We start from the raw sequence: 21,201 nt of genomic DNA, 5'->3' as shown, positions 1-21,201 counted from the left end.
TTCCGGCATTATAGGCGCAGCGGACGGTTCTCGGTCGGAGGCGCGGCAATCGAATGCCACAAACTGTCACAAACGCGTCGGCCTCGCGGCTGTCACCCCTCGCCGTCAGGCTGGCGCGCGGGATGCGCAGCCTGCACGGCGGGAAGCGCGGCCATGCGCGCGCCGATCGCCCGAAGCCGTGGATAAGGCGTCAGATCGACCCCGAAACGTTCGGCGGAATAGAGTTGCGGCACCAGATAGCAGTCGGCGAGGCTGGGACGGTCGCCGTGACACAGCCCCTCGCCATAGCGCCCTACCAGCACTTCGAGAGCCGAAAAACCCTCGGAAATCCAATGGGCAATCCAGCCATTAACCTGGCTTTCCGAGGCCGAGAAGTCGCTTCGCAGCTTTTGCAGGACGCGCAGGTTGTTGAGCGGATGGACGTCGCAGCCGATCAGCGCGGCCATCGCGCGAACGGCGGCGCGCCCGTCCCTGTCGGGCGGAAGCAGGGGCGGCGCCGGCCAGCGCTCCTCGATCCATTCGAGGATCGCCGGGCTCTGCGTCAGCGTCAGCCCGTCCGCTTCGAGCACCGGCACCAGCCCTTGCGGGGCAAGGCAGCGATAGGCCGGATCGTCCTGCGCGCCCTTGCGCAGATCATGCGTCACTTGGCGATACGTGATACCCTTAAGGCCCAGGGCGATACGAACGCGGTACGCCGCGCCCGAGCGCCAGTAGCCGTGCAGGCGCGGATCGCTCACCGTGCCGGCTCGACAAGGGCCCGGCATTCGCCGAAGCCGATCGCGGCATACCCCTCGCGGCGAGCGCAGGCACGCAGCACGATCTCGTCGCCATCCTCCAGGAAGGCACGCTCCTCACCGCCGGGGAGGACAACTTTCACCTTGCCGCCCTGGGACAGCTCCATCAGGCTGCCATAGCCATCCGGCGTCGGCGCGGAAATCGTGCCGGTGCCGAGCAGGTCCCCCGGCGCCAGATTGCACCCGTTCGAGGCGTGGTGGGTGACGATCTGCTGCACGGTCCAGTACATGTTGCTCGCCGGGCCGCGCGACAGCCGGTGCGGCGCCAGCCCCGCCGCACGCATGGCCGCCGTGGTGATGAAGACCTCCAGCTCCACCCCCAGCCCGCCCTGCGCCTGATCGGCCTCGTCCCACAGGTAATCGAGCGGACGCGGATCGCCTTCGGGACGCGGCGGCTGTGCCTGCCGGAACGGGGCCAGCGCCTCGGCCGTGACCACCCAGGGCGAGATCGTCGACTGGAAGTTCTTGGCCAGGAACGGGCCCAGCGGAACGTATTCCCAGGCCTGGAAATCGCGCGCGGACCAGTCGTTGAGCAGGCAGAACCCGGCGATGTGATCGGCCGCTTCGCCGATTGGCACGGTTTCGCCCAGCGCATTGCCCGGCCCGATCCAGACGCCCAGTTCGAGTTCGTAATCGAGCCTTGCGCTGGGGCCGAACGTCGGCGCCGCGGCCTCGGGCGCCTTGCGCTGCCCGCAAGGCCGGCGCACCGGCACGCCCGAGGGGCGGATCGAGGAGGCGCGTCCATGATAGCCGATGGGCACGTGCTTGTAGTTGGGCAGCAGCGGATTGTCCGGGCGGAACAGCTTGCCGATGTTGGTGGCGTGGTGGATGCCGACGTAGAAATCGGTGTAGTCGCCGATCGCCGCCGGCAGGTGCAGCGTGCATTCGCCGGCCGGATGGAGGTGCGGTGCGACACGCGCGCGCTGGCTTTCGTCGCACAGCAGGGCGCTCAGCGCGCGGCGCAGCGCGTGCCGGTCGGCCGCCGGCAGGGCAAACAGGCCATTGAGCGTGGCCGCGCCCACGAGATCGCGCCCGACCGGCAGGAGATCGGCGATCCCGGCCAGATCAAGCACCCGCTCGCCGATGGCGACGCCCAGCCGCCGCCGTGCGTCGCCGTGCGAGAACACCCCGTAAGGCAGGTTCTGCACCGGGAATTCGTCATGCCCCTGCGCCCCCTCGACCCAGCAGGTCAGGGCAGCGTCATGCGTCTCGTCGATCCGGGGGAAAGTCACGTGTTGTCATCTCCAGTGGCGCCGCTCGCCTGCGGCACTTGCGCCTTGCGGAAACCCGCCCAGCAGTCATCGTAATCGAGCTGGCACAGCGGGGTATCGAGCGCGAAACGGGTGGGCCGGAACATGTGTCGGCTCTCGAACATGAAGGCCATGGTATCCTCGATCCGGTGGGGCCGGAGGTCCGCGCCGACGGCCGCTTCATAACTCGCCCGGTCGGGACCGTGGCCGGACATGGCGTTGTGCAGCGAGGCTCCGCCCGGCGCAAAACCGCCCGCCTTGGCATCGTAGCTGCCGTGGACGAGGCCCATGAACTCGCTCATCACGTTGCGGTGGAACCATGGCGGGCGGAACGTGTGCTCCGCCACCATCCAGCGCGGCGGAAAGATCACGAAATCGCAGTTGGCGGTTCCCGGCGTGTCCGAGGGCGAGGTCAGGACCGTGAAGATCGACGGATCGGGATGGTCGAAACTCACGGTGTTGATCGTGTTGAACGCGCCGAGATCGTAGCGATAGGGCGCAAGATTGCCGTGCCATGCCACGACGTCGAACGGCGAATGCGACAGCGTGGTTGTCCAGAGCGTGCCGCCGAACTTCTGGACGATCTCGAAGGGCGCGTCGTCGTCCTCGAAGGCGGCCCGCGGCGTCTCGAAATCGCGCGGATTGGCAAGGCCGTTGGCGCCGATCGGGCCAAGATCCGGCAGGCGGAAGATCGCGCCGTAATTCTCGCAAGCATAACCCCGCGCGGCGCCATCGGGCAGTTCCACGCTGAACCGCACCCCCCGCGGGATGACCACGATCTGCCGGGGCACGGCCGCGATCACGCCCATTTCGGTGACGATGCGCAGGCGCCCTTGCTGCGGGACGATCAGCAGTTCGCCATCGGCGCTGTAGAATGCGCGCCGCTCCATCGAGCGGTTGGCCGCGTAGAGGTGCACGCCGATGCCGACGCCGGTTGCCGCATCGCCATTGCCGCATAGCGTCACCAGCCCATCGACAAAATCGGTCGGCTCCGCCGGGATCGGCAGCGGGTCCCAGCGCAGCCGATTGGGCGTCGGCGGCACCTCGCCGAACGGACCGGTGCGCAGCAGCGTCTCGCGCGCATAGGGCCGATAGGCCGGGTGATGGGCCGCCGGGCGCAGGCGGTAGAGCCAGCTGCGCTGGTTGTCCTTGCGCGGCGCGGTGAAGGCGGTTCCGGACAATTGCTCGGCATAGAGGCCGTAGGGCACCTGCTGCGGCGAGTTCTGGCCTTGCGGCAAGGCACCCGCGACCGCCTCGGTCGCGAAGTGATTGGCAAAACCGGTCATCATGCCGCGATCGGGACTGGCCAGAGGCGCACGCATCCGAGTCTCCCATCTGGTATCATTTGTTACCATCCTGCATGGTTGCGAGAATGGTGTCAAATGATACTATCCGCGGATGACGGACACGCCGCTCCAGCTCGACAGCTTCATTCCCTACCGCCTTTCCTATACCGCCGGGCTCGTCAGCGAATATGTCGCCGGGGCCTATCAGGCCTGGTTCCAGATCGGCATTCCGGAATGGCGGGTGCTGTCCTGGGTGGCCCAGTCGGGCGAGATCACCCAGCAGGACATCTGCGCGCGCACCCGCATGGACAAGGTGACGGTGAGCCGCGCGGCCATCGCCCTGACCGCGCGCGGGCTGATCGCAAAACGCCGCAACCCGGGTGACAAACGCTCCCACTTGCTTGCGCTGACCGCCGATGGAAAGGATCTCCATGCCCGCATCGCGCCGCGTGCGCTGGAACTGGAGAGCCGTATTCTCGCCCGGTTCGACCGGGCACAGCTTGACGGCCTTGTGGCCATGCTGCGCGAGATCGACGCCGCCGTGCTCAGCCTCGGGGAGACCGGCACGGCGGGCTGAACGTCAGCGGGAGCGGGCCGGTGCCGCCCGCAAACACCCGCTCAATGCACCGCCAGTTCCACCTGCTTGTCGTGCCGTGCGAAGCGGTCGACAAGGTTGGCGCTGGCCGCGTTGTAGCCGACGACCTCGACCTGCGACCCATCGCGGCGCAGGCGGGCGATGACCTTGTCGAGCGCGCCCACGGCGGAGATGTCCCAGAAATGCCCGTCGCTCACGTCGATGCGCACGTGGCGCCCCGGTTCCGGCGTGAAGGCACGCGCGAAACGGGCAACCGATGCAAAGAAGATCTCGCCGCTGACCCGGTAGGTCACCCGGTCTGCGGCTTCCTCGCGCGTCACCGCGAACATGCGCTGCACCTTGCCCGCGAAGAACAGGCCCGAAAGCAGGACCCCCACCAGCACGCCGCGCGCCAGATCGTGGGTCGCCACCACCACCGCGACCGTTGCCGCCATGACCACCGACGAGGTCGGCGGATGGCGCAGCAGATTGGGGATCGAGGCCCAGCTGAACGTGCCGATCGAGACCATGATCATCACCGCCACCAACGCCGGCATCGGGATACGCCCGACGACCGGGCCCAGCACCGCCAGCAGGAACAGCAGGAACACGCCCGCGACCAGCGTCGACAGGCGGGTTCGCCCGCCCGAGCCGACATTGATGACCGACTGCCCGATCATCGCGCAGCCGCCCATGCCGCCGACCAGGGCCGCGGCGATGTTGGCACCGCCCTGCCCCATGCATTCGCGCCGCTTGTCGCTCTCGCTGTCGGTCATGTCATCGACGATCTGCGCGGTCATCATCGATTCCAGCAGGCCGACCGCCGCCATCGTCAACGCATAGGGCAGGATGATCCGCAGCGTCTCGAGCGTCAGCGGGACATGCGGCAGGGACAGGCTCGGCAGGCCTTCGGGCAGGCGCCCCATGTCACCCACCGTGCGCACCGGCAGGCCGAGCGCGATGCTGATCGCCGCCAGCACGAGGATCGCCACCAATGGCGAGGGCACGGCCCGGGTCACGCGCGGCAGCAGGTAGATGATCGCCAGGCCGCCCGCGACCATCGCGTAAGTATGCCAGGTCACGCCCATGAACTGCGGCAGTTGGGCGATGAAGATCAGGATCGCCAGGGCATTGACGAAACCGGTGACCACCGAGCGCGAGACGAACTGCATCAGCAGGTCGAGCCGCAGGAGACCGGCCACGATCTGGAACAGGCCCATCAGCACGGTCGCGGCAAAAAGGTAGCTGACGCCGTGATCGCGCACCAGCGGGGTGACGACCACCGCCACCGCCGCGGTCGCCGCCGAGATCATCGCCGGGCGGCCGCCCAGCAGCGAGATGACGATGGCGATCGCCACCGAGGCGTAAAGGCCGACGCGGGGATCGACCCCGGCGATGACGGAAAAGCCGATGGCTTCGGGGATCAGCGCAAGCGCGACGACGATGCCCGACAGCACGTCACGGCGTGCCTGTCCGGCGCTGGCGAACCATTCGGTCCGGAAACGGGAGGGTCTGGAGTTCATTTTGCCTGTCAAGAAACGCAACACATGGCGCAGCGCCCGCGAGCGGGAGCTGGGAAAGGCTGTCCATGTGGAGGTTGCCCGGCGGATCGGCGGCCGGGATAGCCACCCGGATTCTCACCGGGTCCTTGCGAATGACGCGCCCCTTACCCGAAATCGCCTGAAAATGGCAAGGGCCGGCGGGACATTCGTGTCACCGCCGGCCCCTGTCCGGGAAGGGCCGGGCCGCGTCAGGGCAGGCCCGTGTCAGGGCCGTGTCAGGGCCGGGGCGAACCCATCAGCTTCTGCGTGAGATAGGTCATCCACAAGGCGGTGGTCTTGGCCGACTGGCGTATGTCGGCGCCCGAGCCGTGACCGCCCTCGGTGTTCTCGTAGAAGTAGAACGGCAGCCCCAGCTCCTCCATGCGCGCGGCGAACTTGCGCGCATGCTGCGGACCGACGCGGTCGTCGCGGGTCGTGGTGAAGATGTAGGGCTCGGGGTATGTCACCCCCTTGCGCAAGGCGTGGTAGGGCGAGGTCTTCTCCCAGAACGCGCGCACTTCGGGATCGGCCTCGACATCGCCGTACTCGCCCTGCCAGCTGGCGCCGGCGGCGATCTTGCCGATGCGGATCATGTCGAGCAGCGGCACCTGGATGACGACCGCGCCGAACAGCTCGGGGTGCTGCGTCATCTCCACGCCCATCAGCAGGCCGCCGTTGGAGCCGCCGATGATGCCGAGCCGCTGCGGCGAGGTGATCCGGCTGTCGATCAGGTTGCGCGCGACGGCGGCAAAATCGTCATAGGCGACCTGCCGCCTGGTCTTCAGCGCCGCCTCGTGCCACTGCGGGCCGAACTCGCCGCCGCCGCGAATGTTGGCCAGCGCATAGGCGCCGCCCCGCTCCAGCCACAACTTGCCGTAGGTATTGAGGTAATGGGGCGTCGAACTCGACTGGAACCCGCCATAGGCGTTGAGCAGGACCGGGGTGGAACCGTCCAGCGCGATGTCCTTGCGGTGTACGAGGAAGTACGGGATCGCGGTGCCGTCGCTCGACACCGCCTCGCGCTGCTCGACGACAAGGCCGGCGGCGTCGAAGCGCGGCGGCAGACTCTTGAGCGGCTCGGCCGGAGCGCTGCCGGCGGCATCGACCAGATAGAGCGTGTTCGGCGTGGTGAAGCCTTCCGCCGACGCGAAGGTGAGATTGCTGCCGAAATCCGCCGAACCGAAGTTCAGCGCCATCTTGTCGGGCAGCAGCAGGGTCTGCTCGCTCCAGCCGCCACCGGCCGCCGGCGCCAGCGACAGCAGGCGCCCGTTGACGTTGTCCAGCACCGAGAGCAGCAGCCGGTCGCGCGTGGCCGAGATGCCGTCCAGCGCCTCGCGCGCGGCGGGCTTCCAGGCCAGCCGGGGCTTCAGCGCCTCGGGACGGGCCAGCAGGTCGTCCAGCGGAACCGTTGCCACCGAACCCGCCGGCAGATCGCCCCAGGCCTCGTCCAGGCGGAACACCACCTGCCCCGCCACCAGCCCCGCCACCGCGACCTTCTGCGGCACGGCAAGGGCATGAAGCTTGCCGTCAGCGGCCATGACCAGGGTCTGCTGGTGGAAGAAGTCGATCGCCCGCGACACGTAGGCCAGGCGGTGGCCCTGCGCATCGTGGAGAACCGCCGGGAACACCCCGAGGTCGCTCTTCTGCCCGCGGTAGACCTCCACCGCCTCGGACAGCGGGCGGCCGCGGGTGACGCGCTTGACGATATAGGGGTAGAGCGAGCCGGTCATGTCGCCCGGCATCCATTCCGTAGCGACCAGCAGATGGTCCGCGTCTTCCCAGGCGATGCCCTGCTTGGCGCGCGGAATGTGGAAACCGCCCGGCACGAAGGCGCGGGTCTGCAGATCGAACTCACGCACTTCGACCGCGTCCTCGCCGCCGTCGGACAGCGAGACGAGGCACAGGCGCTGCTCGGGCTCGAGACAGTCCGAGCCCTGATAGACCCAGCTCCTGCCTTCCGCCTTGCCCAGCGCGTCGACGTCGAGCACCGTCTCCCAGCGCGGCGCGGCCGAACGGTAGTCCGCCAGCGAAGTGCGCCGCCAGATGCCGCGCAAGTGCTGCTCGTCCTGCCAGAAGTTGTAGATCTGCCCGCCGAGGAAATGGGGCGCGGGAATGCGATCCTTGGCGCCGGAGATGGCAAGCGCCTGATCGTAGAAGGCCTGGTAGCGCGGATCGCCCTCAAGACGCTTTTCGGTGACGGCATTATGCGCCTTCACCCAGTCCATCACCGGCTTGCCCTCAAGATCCTCCAGCCAGATCCAGCGATCGCTGGCGGGCTGGGCGGCGGGATCGGACGGTGTTGCGGCATGGGACATGGTGGTGAGACTCATCATCAGGAAAGACGTGGCGAACACGCCGCGCAGCATGGATTTCAAGATCGTGCCCTCAATCGACTGGTCGCGCGGAAACCTAGCGCGCGAGCGCCAACTGGCAAGCCCGGAGGCCGCACGATTGCGGCAAAAGCGCATCGTGCAAAATCAATGCGCTGCGGCCGGGAACCATCCGGCGACTTATACGTTAGAACCCTGATCCGGACGCGCGCATGGGATGGGGGCCGCGCCGTCTTGCCGCGTGCCGGTTTCCTCTCCCAGAGTATGACGATGACACCAGGCCCGGCATTCACGCCGCAGAACAAGATTGCCGCGGCGGTTACCGGCGCGCTCGTGCTGTGCCTTGCCCTGGACATCCTGGTGCCGCTCGGCACCGGCGTCAGCGTGCTCTATCTGCTGCCCACCGTGCTGGCTTATGCCGCGCAGCGCAAGATCATCCCGCTGCTCGCCGCGATCGCCGGCATCGGCTGCGCGTTCATCGCCTATTTCGTGGCCCCAGACGGCCTCGGCCCCGAAGTCGCGTTCATCAACCGTGCACTCTCGGGCACCACCAACCTGCTGGTGGCGGGCATCGGCTACCTGTTGATCCGCTACCGCAACGAGACGCGGCACGCGCAATGGCTCCGCGCCAGCGAGGCCGAACTCGCCCGCGCCACCGCCGGCAACCTGCCGCTCGCCGATGTCGGCAGCCGCGCCCTCGCCTTCATCGGCGAGCGTTTCGGCGCGATTGCCGGCGCCATCTTCGTGCAGGGCGACGGCAGCTATCGCCGCATCGCCACCTGGGGGGTCCCCGCCGACGCCGGGGTGCCCGAGGAGATCGCGCCCGGCACCGGCCTGCTGGGCGAAGTGATCACCCACGGCCGCACGACACTGGTGGAACAGGTTCCCGCCGGCTATCTCGCTTTCGGCTCCGCACTGGGCCGGGGCACGCCCGCCCGGCTGGTCCTGGGCGCCACAGTTGTCGACAACGCCGTCAACGCGGTTCTCGAACTCGGCTTCCTCGATACCGACGAAGCCCTCCCGCAGGACTTTGCCGCGTTCCTGGAACTCGTCGCCGGGCCACTGGGCCTGACCCTGCGCGCCGCCAAGTACCGCGCCCGGCTCGAGACGCTGCTCGCCGAAACCCAGCAGCAGGCCGAGGAACTCCAGAACCAGAGCGAGGAACTGCGCGCCACCAACGACGAACTGGAAGCGCAGAGCAAGTTGCTGCTCCAGTCGCAGGCCCAGCTCGAAGAGCAGCAGGCCGAACTCGAACGCAGCAATTCGCAGCTGGAGGAACAGGCCCAGTCGCTGGAGGCGCAGCGCGACGAACTGACCCGCTCGCAGACACAGCTACGAAACCAGACCGAGGAACTGGAACAGGCCAGCCGCTACAAGAGCGAATTCCTGGCGAACATGAGCCACGAACTGCGCACGCCGCTGAACTCGCTGCTGATCATGGCCCGCCTGCTGGCCGACAACCGCGGCGCCAACCTGACCGACGAGCAGGTCCGATACGCCGAGACCATCGAGTCCTCGGGCAACGACCTGCTGCTGCTCATCAACGACGTACTCGACATTTCCAAGATCGAGGCCGGACGTCTCGAACTGCAACCGGCGGAGATGCCGGTCGGCACCCTCGTCCGCCGGCTGGAGGATACCTTTACCGTCCCCGCCGCCGAGAAGGGCCTGCGTCTCTCGGTCGAGATCGCCCCCGGCGCCCCCGCCGCCATCGAGACCGACGGGCTCCGTCTCGAACAGGTGCTCAAGAACTTCCTCTCGAACGCGGTGAAGTTCACCGCCGCCGGCGAAGTGGCGCTGAGCGTGCGGGCCGGCAAGCCCGGCCATGTGGTCTTTGCCGTGCGCGACACCGGCCCCGGCATCGCCAAAAACCAGCAGGACGCGATCTTCGAGGCGTTCCGCCAGGCCGATGGCGGCATTGCCCGCAAGTTCGGCGGCACCGGCCTTGGCCTGTCGATCTCGCGCGAACTGGCCCATCTGCTCGGCGGGACGATCTCGCTCGTCAGCGCGCCGGGCCAGGGAAGCACTTTCGCGATCGAGGTGCCCGAACGCTTCGCCGCCGCCGAGACCGCCGCCCTGCCCCGCTCGGCCAGCCGATCGCCCGCCCCGCAAGTCGCCGCGCCCACCGCCGCACCGCGCGCGATCGCCGTGCCCGACGACCGCGAGGCGCTGAGCGGCGATTCCCGCGTCATCCTCATCGTCGAGGACGATGTGGCCTTCGCCCGCATCCTCGGCGATCTCGCGCATGAACTGGGTTTCCAGTACCTCATCGCCACCACCGCCGACGAAGGGGCCCTGCTGGCCCGGCAATACCTGCCCCAGGCCGTCATCCTCGACATGCACCTGCCCGATCACACCGGCCTTTCGGTGCTCGACCGGATCAAGCGCGATACCCGCACGCGGCATATCCCGGTGCACATCGTCTCGGCCGACCACGACGATCACGGCGCGCTTGCCAGCGGCGCGGTGGGCTACCTGTTCAAGCCGGTCACCCGTGAAACGCTGGTCACCATGCTGGAAGGCCTCGAGGCCCGCATGGCCCAGCGCCTGCGCCGGGTGCTGGTGGTGGAGGACGATGCCCGCCAGGCCGATGCCGTGCACCACCTGCTCGCCTCGCGCGATGTCGAGACGGTCGAAGTGCAGAGCGCGGCGGAATGTCTCGAACGGCTGGCGGACGGCACGTTCGACTGCATGGTGCTGGACCTCAACCTGCCCGACATGTCGGGGCTGGACCTGCTCGACCGGCTGGCCCACGACGAAAGCGTCAGTTTCCCGCCGGTCATCGTCTATACCGGCCGCGAACTCTCCGAAGAGGAGGAGATGCGCCTGCGCCGCTACTCCAAGTCGATCATCGTCAAGGGCGCCAAGAGCCCGGAACGCCTGCTCGACGAGGTGACGCTGTTCCTCCACCAGGTCGTCTCGGAACTGCCGCAGGACAAGCAGCAGTTGCTCGCCCGCTCGCTGGGCCGGGATGCCGCGCTGGAAGGGCGTCACATCCTCGTCGTCGAGGACGACATCCGCAACGTCTATGCGCTGACCTCGGTGCTGGAACCCCACGGCGTCTCGGTGCGCATTGCCCGCAACGGCATCGAGGCGCTGGCCGAACTCGCGCGCGCGGCGGACAGCGACGGGCCGCCGGTCGATCTCGTGCTGATGGACGTGATGATGCCGGAAATGGACGGGCTGGCCTGCACCCGCGAGATCCGCCGCCACGAACAGTGGGGCCGCCTGCCGATCATCGCGCTCACCGCCAAGGCAATGGAACGCGATCACCTCGAATGCATCGAGGCCGGGGCCAACGACTACCTGTCCAAGCCGCTCGACGTCGACAAGCTGCTCAGCCTGGTGCGCGTATGGATGCCGCGATGAGGAGCCGCGCCCCGCGCCCCAAGGAAACCCTCGAGAACATCGAGGCCGACCTCATCGTCGAGGCAATCTGGCGGCGCTACCAGTACGACTTTCGCGACTATTCGCGCGCCTCGCTGCTGCGCCGGCTGCAACGGGCCCAGTCGCATTTCGGCTGCACGCACTTGTCGGGCCTGCTCGACCGGATCCTCCACGATCCCGACAGCCTCAATGCGCTGATCGGCTTCCTGACCATCCAGGTCAGCGAGATGTTCCGCGATCCGGAGTATTTCCGCGCCATCCGCGAACAGGTGGTGCCGCACTTGCGGACATGGCCGTCGGTCAAGGTCTGGGTGGCGGGCTGCGCCAATGGCGAGGAGTTCTATTCGCTCGCCATCCTGTTCCGCGAGGAGGGCCTTGCCGACCGCACGATGTTCTACTGCACCGACATCAACCCCGCCGCGCTGGCCAAGGCGGAGGCAGGCGTCTTCGAGATCGAGCGGATCGCCGGTTTCTCGCGCAATTACCGCGAAGCGGGCGGGCGCGCCTCGCTGTCGGACTACTACACCGCCAATTTCGGCGTCGCCCGCTTCGATCCCTCGCTGCGCAAGCGCGCGGTCTTTGCCGACCACAACCTCGCCAGCGACGCGGTGTTCTCGGAAGTCCAGTTCGTGTCGAGCCGCAACGTCCTCATCTATTTCGACCGCGTCCTGCAGGACCGGGCGTTCGGCCTGTTTGCCCAGTCGTTGCCGCAAGGCGGATTCCTCGGTCTGGGTTCCAAGGAAACGGTGCAGTTCTCCGGGGAAGCCGACAGCTTCTCCGACTTCGCGCCGCTGGAAAAGATCTGGCGGCGCAATGCCCGCCAGGCAGAGGAGAACGCCTTTGCTCACTGAGCCGCTCAAGATCCTCGCGGTCGACGACATTCCCGACAACCTGGCCGCGCTGGAAGCCGCGCTGGACCAGCCCGGCGTCGAACTGGTGACGGTCTCCTCCGGGTTCGAAGCCCTCGAAGCCCTGCTGCGCGAGGACTTCGCGCTGGCCCTGCTCGACGTCCAGATGCCCGAGATGGACGGCTTCGAGCTGGCCGAACTGATGCGCGGGACCGAGCGCACCCGCGGCGTGCCGATCATCTTCCTCACCGCCGTCGCCACCGACGAACGACGCAAGTTTCGCGGCTACGAGACCGGCGCGGTGGACTATCTGCTCAAGCCCCTCGACATCACCGAACTCAATTCCAAGATCGCGGTCTTTGTCGAACTCGCGCGCCAGCGCCGCGAGATTGCCCGGCAGCGCGACGAACTGGGCCTCGCCCTCGGCCGGGTCCGCGCACACGGCGACAATTCCCCGCTCGCGGTGCTGGAGATCGATGCCGGCCTGCGCATCGCCAGCTGGTATCGCAGCGCCGAGCGCGAGATCGGCTTCACCGCCGAGGACATGCTGGGCCTCGGCCTCAAGGACGCCCCGTTCCTGGCGGAAACCGGCCGCGCGGACTTCATCGCGGCGATGCGGGCGCTGCTCGAAGGCGGCGATCGCCGCGAACGTCAGGAGCATCGTTTCATCCGCGCCGACGGCGAGGTTCGGGAGGGTGAGTGGTACTGCTCGTCGCTGGCCGGAACCGGTTTTCGCGGCGCCAGCGTCATGATCGAACTGCTCGACGTGACCGCGCGCCACCGGGCCGAGGAAACCCAGCGGCTGCTGATCGGCGAGCTTAACCACCGGGTCAAGAACACGCTGGCGACGGTGCAGGCCATCGCCTCGCAGGGGCTGCGCCATGCCGCCTCGCCGGACGCATTCCAGACCACCTTCTCCGGCCGCCTCCAGGCGTTGTCGCGCGCCCATTCGCTGCTCAGCGCCGCGACCTGGGAAGCGGCCAGCCTCAAGGACCTGATCGCCGGGCAGGTGGCGATCGGGGCGGTCAGCGAAGACCGCCTGCACCTCTCGGGCGCGGACATCGACCTGCCCCCCGAACTGGCGCTGCGCTTCGCGCTCATCCTCCACGAACTGACGACCAATGCCCACAAGTACGGCGCCTTGTCGAACGAGACCGGCACCGTCACGATGCAGTGGCGGCGGGATGAACATCGTCTCGAATTCACCTGGCGCGAGCGCGGGGGACCGCCGGTCACCGCACCGCAGCGGCGCGGTTTCGGCACCACGCTGATGGAAGAGGGCATGGCGGCCGATGGCGCCCGCGTCGTCGCGGACTATGCCGCCGATGGCCTCTGCTGGAGCCTGTCCCTGCCGATGGGCGACAGCGCCCCGCCTGCCGAAAACCGCAAGGAGCCGCGTGCCGCGATGACACCCCCGACCAGCCCCGAACCCGCCAACGTGCCAGCCGCAACGACAGCGGGGGGCCTCAAGGTCCTGGTCGTCGAGGACGAACCGCTGGTGGCGATGGAACTGTTCATGGAGATCGAGGATTCCGGCGCGATCCCCGTCGGCCCGGCAACAACCTGCGAACAGGCCATCGCCCTGATCCGCGAGGCGGCGCCCGACCTCGCCCTGCTCGACGGCAATCTCAACGGCGAGCGCATCGATCCCGTCGCCGACGAACTGGCCGCGCGCGAGACGCCCTTCGCATTCGTCAGCGGTTACGACCGCTCGCACCTGCCAGCCGGGCACAGCACCCGGCCGATGCTGGGCAAGCCCTTCCTCGGCACCGAAGTCAATGCCATGGTCCTGCAACTGGCGGCCGAAGCGGCGCAGTAAAGCGCCGCCCCCGCCCCTCCCTCAGAGCAGTTCCTAGAGCGGCGTTCCCGCATCGGCCGGCACCTCGACGGCAGGCGGATGTGGAGGCGGTTGAAGGTCTTCTCCCGCGCGAAGTATTCCTTGGAGTGCGGCGGGCGCCCGTAAGGCTATTCCGGCTCGCGGCCGATGACCGTGACGGTTCCGGCAGAACCGTTCTGGCGCAGGGCAATGCCGTCCTGCGCACCGCCCCGGCGAGAGCGTCACCCCGATTGCCGCCATCAACCCGAAGAAGAGCGATGCCGATCCGCCCCTCGGAATGCTCGTGCCGCTGGTCGGCATCGGCGTCCCGATATTATTTCGCATGCTGAATTTTTGGTGCGCCAAGCGGCTGCCGGTCTGCCACAGCCGTGGTTCCGGTGCTTGCGAAGATCGCGAAGGCGACAAGGACGGCAGCGGCGAACCACCGGCAGGGCGGGAAATCCCGCCGACGCCGAACAGGGGAGAGGACATGAAAAGGACTTGCGGATTCGTCCGTCAGCGCGCGTTGACCGGAACCTCGGAAGGCGCACTCTTGCCGCTCGGCGCTTTGCCCCGCACGGGCGCGACCGGCACGCTCCTCCTCGGCCTGGCCGGGGCTGCGACGGCGCTTGCGGGGGCGATAACGCCGGTTCTGGCTGAAACCACGCCTGCACCGACGGCCTCGGCAGCAACCACGGCGGAAACAACCGCGCCCGCTGCAGACCCGCTTTTCGCCGAGCCCTATGTCGATGTCGACGAATGGCGCGATGCACCGGTCCGCCACCGCTATGTCCATGGCGGCTTCAAGGGCACCGACACACGCTTCTCGTTCTATTTTCCGCCCAAGTCGCAATACCAGGGCCGGTTCTTCCAGCACTTCACGCCGGCCCCGGACAACGAGAACCTGGCGCAGCACCCCACATCCCCGGCCAACGACAAGATCGGTTTCTCGGTCGCCAGCGGCGGATATTTTGTGGAAACCAATGGCGGCGGGGCAGCCGTCGCCGGCTTCGGCTCCAAGGATCCGACCATCGGCGCCTACCGCGCCAATGCCGCCGCAGCCCGGTACTCGCGGGTCCTGGCCCTGCAAATGTACGGGGGCAAGCGCCCCTACGGCTATGCCTATGGCGGCAGCGGCGGCGCCTATCGTACCGTCGGATCGATGGAGAACACCCGCGACGTCTGGGACGGAGCGGTGCCCTATGTGCTGGGCTCCAGCATGGCCATCCCCAACAGCTTCACCGTGCGCATGCACGCCATGCGCCTGCTCGACGGCAAGTTCCCGCAGATCGTCGACGCCGTCGAGCCGGGCGGCAGCGGCGATCCCTATGCGGGGTTGACCGGCGAACAGGCCGCCGCCCTGCGCGAAGTGACACGCATGGGTTTCCCCATGCAGTCCTGGTTCGGCTGGAAGACGATGGGCATCCACGGCTTTGCCGCGCTCTACGGCGGAATGGTGATGGCCGATCCCTCCTACTTCACCGAGTTCTGGACAAAACCCGGTTATTACGGGTTCGATCACCCGGAGAGCTTCAACGGCTACCGGATGCAGCACAAGGCCGCCATCGCCGCGCTGGTAACCGGCGCCGAGGCCCGGCGCCTGCATCTGGAAACGGGCGTTACCAACGGCAAGACCACCGGCAACGTCGATGACAGCTACGCCGCAATGCAGGACAAGGAGGCCAGGACCGTCGTCGCGGTGCGCCTGTCCTCGCCGCCGCCGTCGATCCCGTTCCTGGGCGGGGACCTCATCGTGCTGTCCGGCGACGCAAAAGGCGCGCGGCTGACCCTGAGCAGGATCGAGGGCGACACGGCCATCTTCGGCATCGTCGATCCCATCGTCGCGGCCCGGCTCGCGGCGGGAGACGCGGTGCAGGTCGACAACAGCAACTTCCTCGCCGCCCAGACCTACCACCGCCATCAGGTGCCCGCCGCCGAATTCCGGGTCTGGGACCAGTTCAGAGGGCCGGACGGCACGCCGATCTACCCCCAGCGGCCGATGCTGCTGGGCCCGCTGTTCACCAAAGCCACCGCCGGTTCGGTGCCGGAAGGCAATTTCGAAGGCAAGATGATCCTGGTGGAATCGCTGTGGGACCGCGAAGCCTACCCCTGGTCGGCCGACTGGTACCGCGCGCGGGTGGAAAAGCATTTCGGCGCCGCTACCGACGATCACTTCCGGCTATGGTTCACCGACCGGGCCCTGCATGGCGACAGCGATACCCAGGAGGATCCGACCCGCACGGTCAGCTACGTGCCGGTACTGAACCAGGCGCTGCGCGACCTTGCCCTGTGGGTGGAGAAGGGAATCGCGCCCCCCGCCTCGACCCGCTATCGATACGAGGACGGGCAGATCGTGGTTCCCGCCGAGGCGACCGCGCGGCTCGGCATCCAGCCGGTGGTCACGCTCACGTCCAGTGGCCGCGCCCGCGCGGACATCGCCGCTGGTCAAACGGTCACCTTCACGGGCACCATCGAGGTCCCGCCCGGTTCCGGCTCGATCGTTGCGGCGCAGTGGGACTTCGAAGGCGCCGGCACTTTCGCGGTCTCCTCACCGGTCAAGCCCGGCAGCAAGACCGCCACGGTCACCATCACCCACCGGTTCGACAGGCCCGGCACCTATTTCCCGACCCTGCGCGGCGTGTCCCAGCGCGAGGGCAGTCGCACGACCGTATTTGGCCGGATCCAGAATCTTGGCCGGATGCGGGTCGTGGTGCAGTAGCGGCGCGGCTGTCCGGCGGCGTTACCCGGTGCCGAGCGTGAGGAAATTCGCCCGTTCGAGACGGGCAACGGAATCGCGCGCCACCGGCGCCACCGCCCCGTTGACCAGGGTGAGGCTGCGATTGCGTCCGTCGGCCGCGATTCCGGCGATTGCGCTGCGGGTGATCCACCAGCTGCGATGAACCTGCTCCCCCGGCCAGTCGTCCATCTCGGCGATGGCATCGCGCAGCCGCATGAACACCAGTTCGGAACCGCGCACGCCGTGGACCCGCACGTAGTGGTCCTCGCTTTGCAAGGCGATGATCGGGCCGTGAAAACCGGGAGAAAGCCGCGCGGCAAGACGCGGTGGGGGACGCGGTGCGGGGCTGGACGCAGGCTGAGCATCACCCGGCGGCGGCAGCGGTGCGCCACCTGCCGCCGCGATCGCCGGCACCTCGGCCTGATCCGGCTTGAGCATGGCCGCCAGCCGGTGATCGAGACGGCGCGCACGATCCACGATCGCCAGAACCCCGATCGCGCTCAAGACCGCAAAGGGCAAGATACCCGCGAAGCCTTCAAGCTGGTGGAAGAACGCCGTCGCGCTCCAGCGCCACAGGAGCGCCAGCGGAAAGCTCGACAGAAACACCCCCCAATAGACCAGCATCTGCCGGGGCAAGGAGGTCGCCTCGGCCACCCGGGTCCACAGCAGGATCGAGGGCCGCACCAGCACGTAGGCGCCCATCAGGTGCATCCACCAGCGCCAGACCCGGCCCACGAAATCCCCCTCGAGATAGGTGCCGAACGGGCCCAGGAAACCGATGATCGCGGCGGCGATCGCCATGGCCCAGAATTCGATCAGGATCCGGCGCAGCCAGCGCACGCAGCATCTCCCCATTCACGATGCGCCAATTGGAAAATCGCCGCATTTTCGCCGACTTTGCGGCGGCCTTGCCAACGTAACGTAAAACCGATTGCCCGCCAATCGCGGCCTGTCACCTGAAACCGGACAGGCGGCACCTCCCGTTGGGGCCGCACGAGACTTCAGGAGATTGCCATGCCCGCCATCCCGTATCGCCCGGTCCTTGTTGCCGGCATGCTTGCCGTGCTTGCCCATGCCATCGCCTTTGCCGTCGCACTGGCCTGAGCGCCGCCATGATCGAAACGCTCTTCACCGGTGAACAGGCGCTCACCGTCTGGCTATGGGCCTTTGTCGCCACCGGCGTGGTTGCCGGCATCGTCAGCGGATTCTTCAAGGCCCGCAAGATCCAGCCGCGCGGGTTCAAGTGGAAGACACTGCGCAACGAAGCGATCGTCGCCGTGATCACCCTGCTGATCTCGGGCAAGATCCTTGGCGCCGCTACTGGCTGGCTGAAGGCGCAGGGCTGGATCACCTTCCACAGCGGCCCTGCCCCCTGGTGGATGATCGCGCTGGAGTTCGGCGCGTACTTTTTCCTGTTCGACACCTATTTCTACTGGCTCCATCGCTGGATGCACAAGGAGCCGTTCTATGGCTGGGTGCACAAGCTTCACCACAAGTCGACCTCGCCCAACCTGCTGACGACACTCTCCGTCAATCCGCTGGAATCGATCATCAACGGCGGCTTCGTGCCGCTGTTCCTGGCGATCTTCACCGTTCATCCCGCAACGATGGCGCTGATCCTGCCGACCAACATCGTCATGGGTCTCTACGTGCACTCCGGATACGAGTTCCTGCCGCGCTGGTGGAACCGCACCTGGGCTACCAAGTGGTTCATCACCGCGACGTTCCACGACCAGCACCATCGCTACTTCACCGGCAATTACGGCGGCTACACGACGATCTGGGACCGTCTCTGCGGAACCATACGCAAGCGATACGAAGCCGATTTCGACGCGATCAAGGCGCGCACGGTGCCTGACCGCGGCCTCCCGGGACTGAGCGCGGAAGGCGGCGAAGCCCAGGCGGTGAACTCATGACCCGGGCGTAAACTCCAGCTGCGTCCATTTGCTGTCAGACCCGGCATTGGCGACCACGCTTTCGACAAATGCCATGGTGCGCAGTCCCGCCGCGACGGATGGGAATGCGTCGTCCGGGCCCGGCGCATCGCCGAGGATACGGGCGGCAAAGGCGCGGTAGAGGTTTGCGAAAGCCTCGATGTAGCCCTCGGGATGGCCCGCCGGGGTGCGCAGCCGCTGCAAGGTGGACGGCGCCAGCCCCGGACCGCCGGATCGCACGGTTTCCATCGGCCGGTCCAGCCAACGCAGCACCAGGCTGTTGGGTTCCATCTGCGACCACTCGAGACCGCCCGCCTCGCCGTGGATACGCAGCTTCAGGCCGTTCTCGTCCCCGGCCGCGACCTGGGTGGCCTTGAGCACGCCGCGCGCACCGTTATCGAGCCGCAGCAGCACGCTGACATCGTCATCCAGCTGGCGACCCGGAACGTGGGTCGCGAGGTCGGCACAGAGCTGCTCCACCCGGAGCCCCGATACGTGTTCGGCCAGGTGGAAGGCATGGGTGCCGATGTCGCCGAGACAGCCCCCCAGCCCGGCGCGCGCGGGATCGGTGCGCCATTCGGCCTGCTTGTTGCCGTCCCGGTCGATCGGCTGGCTGAGCCAGCCTTGCGAATACTCGACCTGGACCAGCCGCACCTTGCCGAAATCGCCGCGCGCGACCCGCGCCCGCGCCTCCTCGATCAAGGGATAACCGCTATAGGTGAAGGCAAGCGCGAAGTGACGGCCGGAACGCGCCGCAGCCTGCGCGATTTCCTGCGCTTCCGCAGTGCTCAGCGCCATGGGCTTTTCGCAGAAGACGTGAAAACCGGCGTCCAGCGCGGCAATCGCCATCGGCGCGTGGAGGTGGTTGGGCGTGACGATCGACACCGCATCCACCCGTTCCGCTTCGGGCAGACCCGATTCCGCGGCAAGCATGGCCTCCAGCGACGCATAAGTGCGCGCCGGTGCAATGCCCAGCATGTCGCCCGAGCGCCGGTTGCGCGCGGGATCGCTGCTGAAGGCCCCTGCGACCAGTCGCCAGTCCCCGTCGAGCGCCGCCGCCGCGCGGTGGATCGCGCCGATGAAGGCGCCCTCGCCTCCGCCCACCATGGCCAGTTGCAGGGTCCGTTTCATCACCGCTCTCCCTTGTATTTTTCAGAATACCATAAAGTCATGAATTTCAGCCTTGATCCGATATGATTTACCGGTAAACATATGGCAATAAGAAATAAGACGGAGAGTCGAGGATGCGCATGACAGCACCCCTCAGCCTGCCCCCCATGACCCCGCGCCCGAGAACCCTCGCCGCAGCAATGATGCTGGCCGCCCTGTTTACCGCCGGCAGCGCCGCGGCGCAGACCGCACCCGCCGCCTTCAACGCCTGCCGCGCCTGTCACAGCGTGGACAAGGGCGGCAAGAACGGTGTCGGCCCCAACCTCAACGGCGTGGCCGGACGCCAGGCCGCCGCTGCCCCTGGCTTCAACTATTCGCCCGCGCTCAAGGGCTCGAAGCTGAGCTGGGACGACAAGACGCTCGACGCCTTCCTCGCCGCGCCGGCCAAAAAGGTGCCCGGCACCCGGATGCCGATCGCCACGCCCGATCCGGCCAAGCGCGCCGCGATCGTCGCCTATCTCAAGAGCCTGAAGTAAGGGGCACAAGCACGATGCGTGGTCCTGCCATCTTTCTGGCGCAGTTCATGGGTGATGCCGCCCCGTTCGACAGCCTGGACAATGCCGCCCGGTGGATGGCGCAGGCCGGCTACAAGGGCATCCAGGTGCCCAGCAACGATCCGCGCTGCATGGACCTTGGGCTGGCGGCCGAAAGCCAGGACTATTGCGACGAACTGGCCGGGCGCTGCCGCGAGGCCGGGGTCGAGATCACCGAGCTGTCCACCCACCTGCAAGGCCAGCTGGTGGCGGTCCATCCCGCCTATGACGCCGCCTTCGATGCTTTCGCCCCGGCCGAACTGCGCGGCAAGCCCGCGCAGCGGCAGGCATGGGCGGTGGATCAGCTCAAGCTTGCGGCAAAGGCCAGCCGCCGCCTGGGGCTGACGGCCCACGCCACCTTCTCGGGCGCGCTTGCCTGGCCGTTCTTCTATCCCTGGCCGCAGCGCCCCGCCGGTCTGGTGGAGGAAGCCTTCGCGGAACTGGGGCGGCGCTGGCAGCCGATCCTCGACAGCTTCGACGAGGAAGGGGTCGACCTCTGCTTCGAACTCCATCCCGGTGAGGACCTGCACGACGGCCTGACCTTCGAGCGTTTCCTCGATGCCGTAGGCGGCCACCGGCGCGCCAACATTCTCTACGATCCCAGCCACTTCGTGTTGCAGGCGATGGACTACCTCCAGTTCATCGACATCTATCACGAGCGCATCAGGATGTTCCACGTCAAGGACGCCGAACTCAATCCGACCGGGCGGGCGGGCGTCTATGGCGGCTATGCCGACTGGGTCGATCGTCCCGGCCGTTTCCGCTCGCTGGGCGACGGGCAGGTCGACTTTACCGGCATCTTCTCGCGTCTAACCCAGTATGGCTACGAGGGCTGGGCGGTGCTCGAATGGGAGTGCTGCCTCAAGCACCCCGAGGACGGCGCGCGCGAGGGGGCACCCTTCATCGCGGCGCACATGATCCGCCGTCCGGAGCGGGCATTCGACGATTTCGCAGGGGGCGGAGATCCCGCCAACAACCGGCGCTGGCTGGGGTTGACCTGA

At 67.5% G+C, this 21,201-nt stretch carries 16 protein-coding genes, 1 pseudogene and 1 other annotated feature; of the genes and pseudogenes, 9 read left to right on the top strand and 8 right to left on the bottom strand.

Translation table 11 applies throughout. From position 1 onward, the window contains the following. Positions 1–92: 92 nt before the first annotated feature. From maiA to hmgA, 3 genes are read right to left on the bottom strand one after another with little or no spacing between them, the layout of a single operon-like run. The gene (gene maiA / locus CA833_RS22505) at positions 93–737 is read right to left on the bottom strand and encodes a maleylacetoacetate isomerase (RefSeq protein WP_242526422.1); all 645 of its coding nucleotides are present in this window, start codon (positions 735–737) and stop codon (positions 93–95) included. Further along, positions 734–2,026 carry a fumarylacetoacetase gene (fahA, locus tag CA833_RS22500; RefSeq protein ID WP_207080246.1) on the bottom strand — a complete coding sequence of 431 codons (1,293 nt, stop codon included), beginning with the start codon at positions 2,024–2,026 and terminating at the stop codon, positions 734–736. Before fahA ends, maiA begins: the two co-directional genes overlap by 4 nt. Next, positions 2,023–3,330, bottom strand: a complete 1,308-nt coding sequence (hmgA, locus tag CA833_RS22495; RefSeq protein WP_207081278.1) for a homogentisate 1,2-dioxygenase — start codon at positions 3,328–3,330, stop codon at positions 2,023–2,025. The genes fahA and hmgA overlap by 4 nt, the downstream gene beginning before the upstream one ends. 112 nt (positions 3,331–3,442) lie before the next feature. Between hmgA and CA833_RS22490 the strand changes: the two genes are divergently transcribed. Then, positions 3,443–3,907 (top strand): MarR family winged helix-turn-helix transcriptional regulator, encoded by a 465-nt coding sequence (locus CA833_RS22490; protein WP_207080245.1) that lies wholly within the window; start codon positions 3,443–3,445, stop codon positions 3,905–3,907. 41 nt (positions 3,908–3,948) lie between these two features. Here the strand turns inward: CA833_RS22490 and CA833_RS22485 are convergent, their stop codons facing one another. Continuing rightward, entirely contained in the window at positions 3,949–5,427 is a 1,479-nt protein-coding gene (locus tag CA833_RS22485; RefSeq protein WP_207080244.1) for a SulP family inorganic anion transporter, read from the bottom strand. 72 nt (positions 5,428–5,499) lie between these two features. After that, positions 5,500–5,555, bottom strand: a sequence feature (sul1 is cis-regulatory element that is thought to sense ions involved in sulfur or methionine metabolism; They are found in Alphaproteobacteria). Between the two features lie 126 nt (positions 5,556–5,681). Further along, positions 5,682–7,811, bottom strand: a complete 2,130-nt coding sequence (locus CA833_RS22480; protein WP_370584621.1) for a prolyl oligopeptidase family protein — start codon at positions 7,809–7,811, stop codon at positions 5,682–5,684. On the opposite strand from CA833_RS22480, the gene CA833_RS22475 reads away from it, so the two are divergent. From CA833_RS22475 to CA833_RS22460, 4 genes are all read left to right on the top strand, one after another. Then, positions 7,810–7,974 carry a hypothetical protein gene (locus tag CA833_RS22475; protein WP_207080243.1) on the top strand — a complete coding sequence of 55 codons (165 nt, stop codon included), beginning with the start codon at positions 7,810–7,812 and terminating at the stop codon, positions 7,972–7,974. The genes CA833_RS22480 and CA833_RS22475 overlap by 2 nt on opposite strands. A gap of 71 nt (positions 7,975–8,045) precedes the next feature. Beyond that, on the top strand, positions 8,046–11,144 hold the full coding sequence (locus tag CA833_RS22470) for a response regulator (RefSeq protein ID WP_207081276.1): 3,099 nt from the start codon (positions 8,046–8,048) through the stop codon (positions 11,142–11,144). Continuing rightward, complete coding sequence (locus tag CA833_RS22465) at positions 11,129–12,013, top strand: protein-glutamate O-methyltransferase CheR (protein ID WP_207080242.1); 885 nt, start codon at positions 11,129–11,131, stop codon at positions 12,011–12,013. The genes CA833_RS22470 and CA833_RS22465 overlap by 16 nt, the downstream gene beginning before the upstream one ends. Then, on the top strand, positions 12,003–13,829 hold the full coding sequence (locus tag CA833_RS22460) for a response regulator (RefSeq protein WP_142638773.1): 1,827 nt from the start codon (positions 12,003–12,005) through the stop codon (positions 13,827–13,829). Before CA833_RS22465 ends, CA833_RS22460 begins: the two co-directional genes overlap by 11 nt. Before the next feature lie 65 nt (positions 13,830–13,894). Here CA833_RS22460 and CA833_RS27080 read toward each other — a convergent pair. After that, positions 13,895–14,038: pseudogene (locus tag CA833_RS27080) on the bottom strand (NAD(P)/FAD-dependent oxidoreductase); the annotation flags it as partial. A gap of 314 nt (positions 14,039–14,352) precedes the next feature. Between CA833_RS27080 and CA833_RS22455 the strand changes: the two are divergent. Beyond that, complete coding sequence (locus tag CA833_RS22455) at positions 14,353–16,545, top strand: PKD domain-containing protein (RefSeq protein ID WP_242526419.1); 2,193 nt, start codon at positions 14,353–14,355, stop codon at positions 16,543–16,545. Positions 16,546–16,566: 21 nt separating this feature from the next. On the opposite strand, the gene CA833_RS22450 is transcribed toward CA833_RS22455, so the two are convergent. Next, positions 16,567–17,403 carry a LytTR family DNA-binding domain-containing protein gene (locus tag CA833_RS22450; protein WP_242526418.1) on the bottom strand — a complete coding sequence of 279 codons (837 nt, stop codon included), beginning with the start codon at positions 17,401–17,403 and terminating at the stop codon, positions 16,567–16,569. Between the two features lie 272 nt (positions 17,404–17,675). Here CA833_RS22450 and CA833_RS22445 point away from each other — a divergent pair, with 272 nt between their 5' ends. Next, a complete protein-coding gene (locus CA833_RS22445) occupies positions 17,676–18,479 on the top strand; it encodes a sterol desaturase family protein (protein ID WP_207080241.1) in 804 nt (267 codons plus the stop codon). Here the strand turns inward: CA833_RS22445 and CA833_RS22440 are convergent. Continuing rightward, complete coding sequence (locus tag CA833_RS22440) at positions 18,474–19,628, bottom strand: Gfo/Idh/MocA family protein (protein ID WP_207080240.1); 1,155 nt, start codon at positions 19,626–19,628, stop codon at positions 18,474–18,476. The genes CA833_RS22445 and CA833_RS22440 overlap by 6 nt on opposite strands. A gap of 179 nt (positions 19,629–19,807) precedes the next feature. Between CA833_RS22440 and CA833_RS22435 the strand changes: the two genes are divergently transcribed. Together CA833_RS22435 and CA833_RS22430 are read left to right on the top strand one after the other, a co-directional pair. Then, positions 19,808–20,143 carry a cytochrome c family protein gene (locus CA833_RS22435; RefSeq protein WP_142639461.1) on the top strand — a complete coding sequence of 112 codons (336 nt, stop codon included), beginning with the start codon at positions 19,808–19,810 and terminating at the stop codon, positions 20,141–20,143. Between the two features lie 14 nt (positions 20,144–20,157). Further along, positions 20,158–21,201, top strand: a complete 1,044-nt coding sequence (locus CA833_RS22430; RefSeq protein ID WP_142638777.1) for a sugar phosphate isomerase/epimerase — start codon at positions 20,158–20,160, stop codon at positions 21,199–21,201.

The sequence above is a fragment of the Novosphingobium sp. KA1 genome (assembly GCF_017309955.1).
Taxonomy (GTDB): Bacteria; Pseudomonadota; Alphaproteobacteria; order Sphingomonadales; family Sphingomonadaceae; genus Novosphingobium.
The sequence above is the reverse complement of the archived record's forward strand: the minus strand, read 5'-3'. Positions and strand labels throughout refer to the sequence as shown.

Bases quoted from the DNA above. Each gene is read 5' to 3' on its own strand.
- hmgA (WP_207081278.1), bottom strand. From the start codon at position 3,330: ATGACCGGTTTTGCCAATCACTTCGCGACCGAGGCGGTCGCGGGTGCC.
- CA833_RS22490 (WP_207080245.1), top strand. From the start codon at position 3,443: ATGACGGACACGCCGCTCCAGCTCGACAGCTTCATTCCCTACCGCCTT.
- CA833_RS22485 (WP_207080244.1), bottom strand. From the start codon at position 5,427: ATGAACTCCAGACCCTCCCGTTTCCGGACCGAATGGTTCGCCAGCGCC.
- CA833_RS22475 (WP_207080243.1), top strand. From the start codon at position 7,810: ATGGATTTCAAGATCGTGCCCTCAATCGACTGGTCGCGCGGAAACCTA.
- CA833_RS22480 (WP_370584621.1), bottom strand. From the start codon at position 7,811: ATGCTGCGCGGCGTGTTCGCCACGTCTTTCCTGATGATGAGTCTCACC.
- CA833_RS22470 (WP_207081276.1), top strand. From the start codon at position 8,046: ATGACACCAGGCCCGGCATTCACGCCGCAGAACAAGATTGCCGCGGCG.
- CA833_RS22465 (WP_207080242.1), top strand. From the start codon at position 11,129: ATGGATGCCGCGATGAGGAGCCGCGCCCCGCGCCCCAAGGAAACCCTC.
- CA833_RS22445 (WP_207080241.1), top strand. From the start codon at position 17,676: ATGATCGAAACGCTCTTCACCGGTGAACAGGCGCTCACCGTCTGGCTA.
- CA833_RS22440 (WP_207080240.1), bottom strand. From the start codon at position 19,628: ATGAAACGGACCCTGCAACTGGCCATGGTGGGCGGAGGCGAGGGCGCC.
- CA833_RS22435 (WP_142639461.1), top strand. From the start codon at position 19,808: ATGATGCTGGCCGCCCTGTTTACCGCCGGCAGCGCCGCGGCGCAGACC.
- CA833_RS22430 (WP_142638777.1), top strand. From the start codon at position 20,158: ATGCGTGGTCCTGCCATCTTTCTGGCGCAGTTCATGGGTGATGCCGCC.